Source organism: Actinoplanes sp. NPDC048791 (genome assembly GCF_040650095.1).
Lineage (GTDB): Bacteria > Actinomycetota > Actinomycetes > Mycobacteriales > Micromonosporaceae > Actinoplanes.
Genome location: NZ_JBEZGQ010000520.1, coordinates 1 through 5,967 on the forward strand (window position 1 = coordinate 1; position 5,967 = coordinate 5,967).

Below are 5,967 nucleotides of genomic sequence, written 5' to 3' on the forward strand. Positions count from 1 at the left end.
GCCGCCGCGGCAACCGCGGCCGGGCTGGTCGTGGGGGCCGCATACCACGACAGTCATGAATACCGGACCGGCGTCTTTTGACCGGGCCCGGCCTACGATGAGCGACATGGGGCGACGCCCGACGATCTACGACGTCGCGCGGGAAGCCGGCGTGGCCGCCTCCACCGTGTCCCGGGCCTACTCGCGGCCGGGCCGGGTGCACGCCGAGACCGCCCAGAAGATCTTTCAGGCGGCGGAACGCCTCGGCTACCGGTCCGGTCCGCTCAACGGCCAGCAGCCCGGCGGCCGGCCCACGCACCGCTCGATCGGGCTGGTCATCGCCGACGTCACCAACCCGTTCTACGGCGAGATCATCAAAGGCGGGTACGAAGCCGCCCGCGAAGCCGGCTACCAGCTGGTCCTGCTGCACACCAACGAGTCGCCGGAGGTCGAGCGGCAGACCATCGAGCGGGAGATGGAGCAGGTCGACGGCATCGTCATCGCCAGTTCCCGGATGAGCGACTCGGCGCTGCGGATGATGGCCAAGCAGAAGCCGGTGGTGCTGCTCAACCGGATCATCCCCGAGGCCAGCTGCGTGGTGAACGACAACGAGCGCGGGATCCGGCAGGCGGCGGAACACCTCTGCGCGCTCGGCCACGACTCCGTGCTGTACGTGGCCGGCCCGGAGATCAGCTGGGCGGACGGGGTGCGCTGGCGGGCGTTGCGGGAGGCGGCGGCTCAGCTTCCGCTCGACGTACGGCGCATCGGCCCGAACGAGCCCACCGTGCTGGCCGGGCTGAGCGCCGCACGGCGGGTGGCCGAGCTGGGTGCGACGGCGGTGCTCGCGTACAACGACATGCTGGCCATCGGGATCATGAACGGGCTGCACAAGCTCGGCGTCACCGTCCCGCACGACGTCAGCGTGGTCGGCTTCGACAACATCGTCTACGACGAGCTGGTCAATCCGCAGCTCACCACCATCGCCTCCCCGCTGTACCGGATGGGCCTCACCGGGGTGCGCAACTGCATCGCGGTGTGGCACGGCACCCGGCCCAGCGGCACACCCCTGGTCCTGCCGGTCCGCCTGGTCGTCCGCCAGTCGACGACTCAGCGCAGGCGGAAGAGCACCTCCCCGGCCCGCGGCACCACCAGCGTGTCCGGATCGGCCGTGAAGGCGGCGACGTCGATCGTGGCCGGGTCGCGGTAGCCCAGGTTCAGCGCACGGCAGACCTCTTCCGGGATGCCGGTCGCCAGCGTCACGTCGACCCGCAGCCGCTCCTCGCCGGTCGCCGGGTCGTACGTGCCGGCCCCGCGCAGGTGCGTGGAGTGCGCGAGCACGCCCCAGTGGATGTGCTTGAAGGCGTCCCACTGCCGCACGAAGTAGTCACGGCAGTGGTAGCCGATCTCGTGGATCTCCGGGTGGCTGGTGGCGATCTCACGGATGTGCGGGGCGTACAGGATGACCTCGCCGCCGTCGGCCACCACCGGCTCGACCTTGTAGAAGCCCTTGGCGCCGGTCCAGATCTCGCCGTACATGGCCGGGACCAGCGACAGCACCCGGCGGACCGGCGCGTCGAGGTAGGTCACGTGGGTCGCGGCGCTGATCTCCGCGGCGCTCTCCCAGGACGAGACGCAGTCACCGAAGGAGACCGAGTGCAAGGCGGTGCTGCGGTCGCTGTCCGCGGGGATGCCGTCGTCCTCCTCCGGCGTCTCGGCGGTCACCACGCACAGCGCGTACGTGCGCGCGGGGATCAGGGCGGCGCCGTCGTTGATCAGCGCCCGCACCGGCGTGACCTCGGTCGTACCGATGATCTCGGCCGAGGTGATCAGCGCGCCCAGCCAGTGCGACACGTCGATGATCTTCTGACCGGCCACGCCGGGGAAGAAGTACTTGTTGCCGCCGGACATGCCCACCACCTCGTGCGGCAGCACCGGCCCGACCACCAGGGCGATGTCGTGGTCGACCACCGCCCGGTTGAGCAGCACCTCCACGTCGCCGCTCATCCGGCCCTCGGAGAGCTCCTCGATCCGCGCGGACGGGATGGTGCCCAGGTCGGCGAAGGTCTCAGGCTTCCACCACTCGTGGTTGCGCACGGTCGTGCCCGGATAGACCTCGGCCAGGTCCCGTCCGCGGTAGCCGAGGTGCTCGGCCAGCGCGTCGTCGCTCATCGCCCCGTGCGTGCCCAGCGCGATCAGCACGGTGAGCCGGGAGGCCCGCCCGTGCAGGGCCCGGTGCACCGCGCTGACCAGCAGCGGCAGCGGGCAGTTGCGGGTCGCGTCGGGGACCAGCACGCAGACGCTGAGCCCGTCGGCGTCGATGCCGGCCAGCTGCTCGGCGATGAAGTCGGTGACCTCGCGGGCGCCGAGGACGCGGTCCGCGCCACCGATCCGGGCGGCTCGCTGCCTGGTTCCGGTCAAGGAAGTCATGTCCCTCATCCTCCGCCCTGCACCGGCAGATTGCGCCGGGCCCACTCGAACGAGATGCGGTGCGACTCGGCCCGGGAGTCCATGCTGGGCTCGTCCACCTCGATCATGAAGTCGCCGTCGTAGTCCGCCGGGACGGCCGCGAGCACCGCCGCGAAGTCGACGACGCCCAGGCCGGGTTCGGCCCACAGCCGCTTGGTGGCCTGCGCCTCGTGGTAGCTCATGCCCTTCCGGCTCTCCGGGCTCAGCAGGTTTGGGAAGCAGTCCTTGATATGGATGCCGCCCAGGCGGTCGGCGTAGCGCCGGAGGAACGGTGCGGGGTCGATGCCGGCCCAGCGCAGGTGACCGGTGTCCGGTCCGAAGCCGATCACGCCGGGGCCGAGGTCGTCGAGCAGGCGGACGATCTCGTCCTCGGTCTCGAAGACGCCGCCGACGTGCGAGTGGTGCAGCGGGCGCAGCCCTTCGGCCTGCAACACCCGGCAGACCGTGCCGCAGTTGTCGATCGCGCGGGCCAGCCGGCCCGCGTCGAAACCGGCGCCGACCGCCGGTTCGGCCATCCGGGCGGGCACGGCCATCGAGGAGATCATCGTACGGTCGAGGCCGAGCGCCACCTGGGTCGCCGCGAACCGTTTGGCCCGCTCGACCTCCGCGGCCAGGTCGACCGTCTCGTCGAACGGCGAGTTGAACAGGCTCAGCGCCGGGGCCAGGCCGTACCCGGCGATCCAGTCCCGGTACTCCGCCGCGCTCATGTCGTCGGGTACGTCGGCCTTGACCGCGGTGAAGCCGATCTCCTGGAAGTCCCGGAACGCCTCGGCGAACACCTCCCGGGTCTTGCCGGCCCGGCTCCAGTACGGGATGGGATTCGCGGCGATGCGTGGGGTGCTCATGACAGGCGCACCGGCCTTCCGGTCCGGGCCGACTCGTACGCGCCGGTGATGACGCCGATCGACTGCCGGTTGGTCTCCAGGTCCACCCGCAACTGCTCGGTCCCGTCGAGCGCACCGAGGAAGTTGAGGTACTGCAACCGGTGGGCGTCGGACAGGCTGCCCGGGTTGCTGCCCGCGGTGGGGACCGAGGTGCTCTGCGTCGTACCCATCAGCTTCTCCTCGGGCTCGCGGCCCGCCGCGGTGGCGTGGAAGAACGCGAGCTGGTCGTTGTCGATCACCGCCGAGCCGCGGTCGCCGTGCACCTGGAGCCGGGCACTGAGCCCCGGATAGGCGGCGGTGGTGGCGTGCAGGACGCCCAGAGCCCCGTTCTCGAAACGCACGACGCCGACCGCGACGTCCTCGACCTCGATGCGTTCGTGGGCCAGCGTGCCGGCGTACGCGAACACCTCCACCGGCCGGCCCAGCGCCGCGACCAGCAGGTCCACCGTGTGCACGCCCTGGTTCATCAGCGCGCCGCCGCCGTCGAGCTCCCACGTGCCCCGCCAGTCGCCGGAGTCGTAGTAGCTCTGCCCGCGCCACCAGTCGATCGACGCGATGCCGGAGGTCAGCCGGCCGAACTCGCCCCGGCCGATGGCGGCCAGGGTGGTCTCGGTGGCCGGGTCGAAGCGGTGCTGCGAGATCACCGTGACCAGCGTGCCGGCCTTGTCCCGGGCCTCGATGATCTCGTCCGTGCGGGCCACCGTGAGCTCGGCCGGCTTCTCGACGATGACGTGCTTGCCGGCCCGCAGCGCCTCGATGGTCACCTCGCCGTGCAGCCCGGTCGGCGTGCACACCACGACCACGTCGATCTCCTCGGCGGCCAGCGCGGCGGTGAGCGACGGGTACGGCCGGCCACCACGCTCGGCGGCGAGGTGCTCGGCCCGTACGGTGTCGACGTCGGCGACCGCGACCAGCTCGACCCGGTCCGCCAGCTGGCTCACCACCAGCCCGTGGTGCCGTCCGATGACCCCGGCGCCCACCAGGGCGATCCTGCGCAGGTTGCTCATCTGTACTCGATTCCCTGGGTCGTGAGCAGGTCGGTGAACGCCTGCCAGGCGGTGCGGAACAGCTCCTCGCCGGAGAACCCGCCGGTGGCCGTGGCCGCGCTCAGGTGCGGTTCGAGCGAGAAGAACCCGTCGAAGCCGTCGTGGTGCAACGCGCGGATGGTCCGGTCGACCTCGCCGTCGCCCTTGCCGGCCGGGACCACGGTGCCGTCCCCGGCCAGCGCGTCCTTGATCTGGATGTACTCCACGTGCGGGCGCAGCACGGCGTACCCGTCGGTGTAGGGCCGGACCCCGACCTGGACGAAGTTGGCCGGGTCCCAGGCCAGCCGCAGGTGCGGCGAGCCGACGGAACGGACCACGTCCAGGCACCGGGCCGGCACGTCGCCGTAGATCTCCTTCTCGTTCTCGTGCAGCAGGATCAGGTCGGCGTCCTCGGCGACCCGGGCCAGCGCGCGCATCCGGTCGATGACCTCGTCGCGGTGCGCGGCCGGGTCCGCGCCCGGCCGCAGGAAGAAGGAGAAGATGCGCACGTACGGGGCGTCGAAGAAGCGCGCGACGTCGGCGGCGTGCCGCATCCGGTCCAGGTGCGGGGCGAAGTCCTCGTCGATGAAAATCTTGCCGATCGGCGAGCCGATGCTGGACACCCGCAGGTCGTGGCCGGCCAGCGTGCGCTTCAGGACGCCGAGCTGGGCCGGATCCAGGTCGAGGATGTTGACCTGCCACGCGCTGCGGATCTCGGCGAACGTCAGGCCGAGGCCGGCCGCCACCCGGCACTGCTCGGTGAAGTCGGGGGAGATCTCGTCGATGAATCCGGAAAGAGTCCACACGGGCGCGTCTTCCTTTCCTGCGTCAGTCGTGCTGTCGGTAGATCTCGTGGACCAGACGCAGCGATCTGGCCCCTTCCCGCGGTCCGATCCAGAAGGGCTCCGGGTCGGACCTGGTGCGATAGAAGTCGGCGATGAGCAGCTCGTGCGAGGCTCCCCAGTACGCCCGGCCGCCGCCGCCGCCGGCCCGGCGTTCCGCGACCGTCTCGGTACGGCCGTCGGGGTAGCTCACCGTCAGGTCGCCCCGGATCGTCAGCACCGCACCCTCGGTGACGATCTCGATGGTCACCGGCGCGTCCGTGACGTGGGCGACGGTCGCGAAGAACACGCTCCGGGCGCCGCCGGCGTGGTCGAGCACCGCGTGGGCGGTGTCCTCCACGTCGACGACCCCGTCCAGCGCGTACCGCCCGGCGTGGCCGCGCACCCGCACCACGTCGCCGAGCAGCCACTCCAGCAGGTCGAGGGTGTGGATCGCCTGGTTGATCAGGACCCCGCCGCCGCTGTCCCGGAGCCGCCCGCGCCACGGCCGGGCCGCGTAGTACGCCGCGTCGCGGTGCCACAGCACGCTGGCCGAGCCGCCGAGGACCGCGCCGAGCTGCCCGGAGGCGAGCAGCTCACGGGCGGCCCGGGTGGCCGCGTTGTACCTGTTCTGCAGACAGATCCCGGTCCGGAGATCAGGGCGGGCCTCGGCCGCCTTGATCAGCCGGTCCGCCTCGGCGATCGTGTGCGCGACCGGCTTCTCCACCAGGACGCCGGCGCCGGTGTCGAGGCAGTCGATCGCCACCTGGACGTGCTGGTGGTGCGGGGTGC

General features: G+C 71.5%; 6 protein-coding genes. 1 reads left to right on the top strand and 5 read right to left on the bottom strand.

Features of this window, described 5'->3' with window-relative positions; translation table 11 throughout:
- The first annotated feature begins 106 nt into the window (after positions 1-106).
- Complete coding sequence (locus tag AB0C29_RS29800; RefSeq protein WP_360826944.1) at positions 107-1,186, top strand: LacI family DNA-binding transcriptional regulator; 1,080 nt, start codon at positions 107-109, stop codon at positions 1,184-1,186.
- Here AB0C29_RS29800 and AB0C29_RS29805 read toward each other — a convergent pair.
- From AB0C29_RS29805 to AB0C29_RS29825, 5 genes are all read right to left on the bottom strand, one after another.
- Entirely contained in the window at positions 1,087-2,406 is a 1,320-nt protein-coding gene (locus AB0C29_RS29805; RefSeq protein WP_360826947.1) for a lactate racemase domain-containing protein, read from the bottom strand. The genes AB0C29_RS29800 and AB0C29_RS29805 overlap by 100 nt on opposite strands.
- A gap of 5 nt (positions 2,407-2,411) precedes the next feature.
- The gene (locus AB0C29_RS29810; protein ID WP_360826950.1) at positions 2,412-3,290 is read right to left on the bottom strand and encodes a sugar phosphate isomerase/epimerase; all 879 of its coding nucleotides are present in this window, start codon (positions 3,288-3,290) and stop codon (positions 2,412-2,414) included.
- A complete protein-coding gene (locus AB0C29_RS29815) occupies positions 3,287-4,336 on the bottom strand; it encodes a Gfo/Idh/MocA family oxidoreductase (protein ID WP_360826953.1) in 1,050 nt (349 codons plus the stop codon). Before AB0C29_RS29815 ends, AB0C29_RS29810 begins: the two co-directional genes overlap by 4 nt.
- Complete coding sequence (locus AB0C29_RS29820; protein WP_360826956.1) at positions 4,333-5,160, bottom strand: sugar phosphate isomerase/epimerase family protein; 828 nt, start codon at positions 5,158-5,160, stop codon at positions 4,333-4,335. Before AB0C29_RS29820 ends, AB0C29_RS29815 begins: the two co-directional genes overlap by 4 nt.
- Before the next feature lie 22 nt (positions 5,161-5,182).
- On the bottom strand, positions 5,183-5,967 hold a 785-nt coding region (locus AB0C29_RS29825; protein WP_360826959.1), incomplete at its 5' end, for a Gfo/Idh/MocA family oxidoreductase.

Coding starts and splice junctions, on each gene's coding strand:
- AB0C29_RS29815 (WP_360826953.1), bottom strand. CDS start 4,336: ATGAGCAACCTGCGCAGGATCGCCCTGGTGGGCGCCGGGGTCATCGGA.
- AB0C29_RS29805 (WP_360826947.1), bottom strand. CDS start 2,406: ATGACTTCCTTGACCGGAACCAGGCAGCGAGCCGCCCGGATCGGTGGC.
- AB0C29_RS29800 (WP_360826944.1), top strand. CDS start 107: ATGGGGCGACGCCCGACGATCTACGACGTCGCGCGGGAAGCCGGCGTG.
- AB0C29_RS29810 (WP_360826950.1), bottom strand. CDS start 3,290: ATGAGCACCCCACGCATCGCCGCGAATCCCATCCCGTACTGGAGCCGG.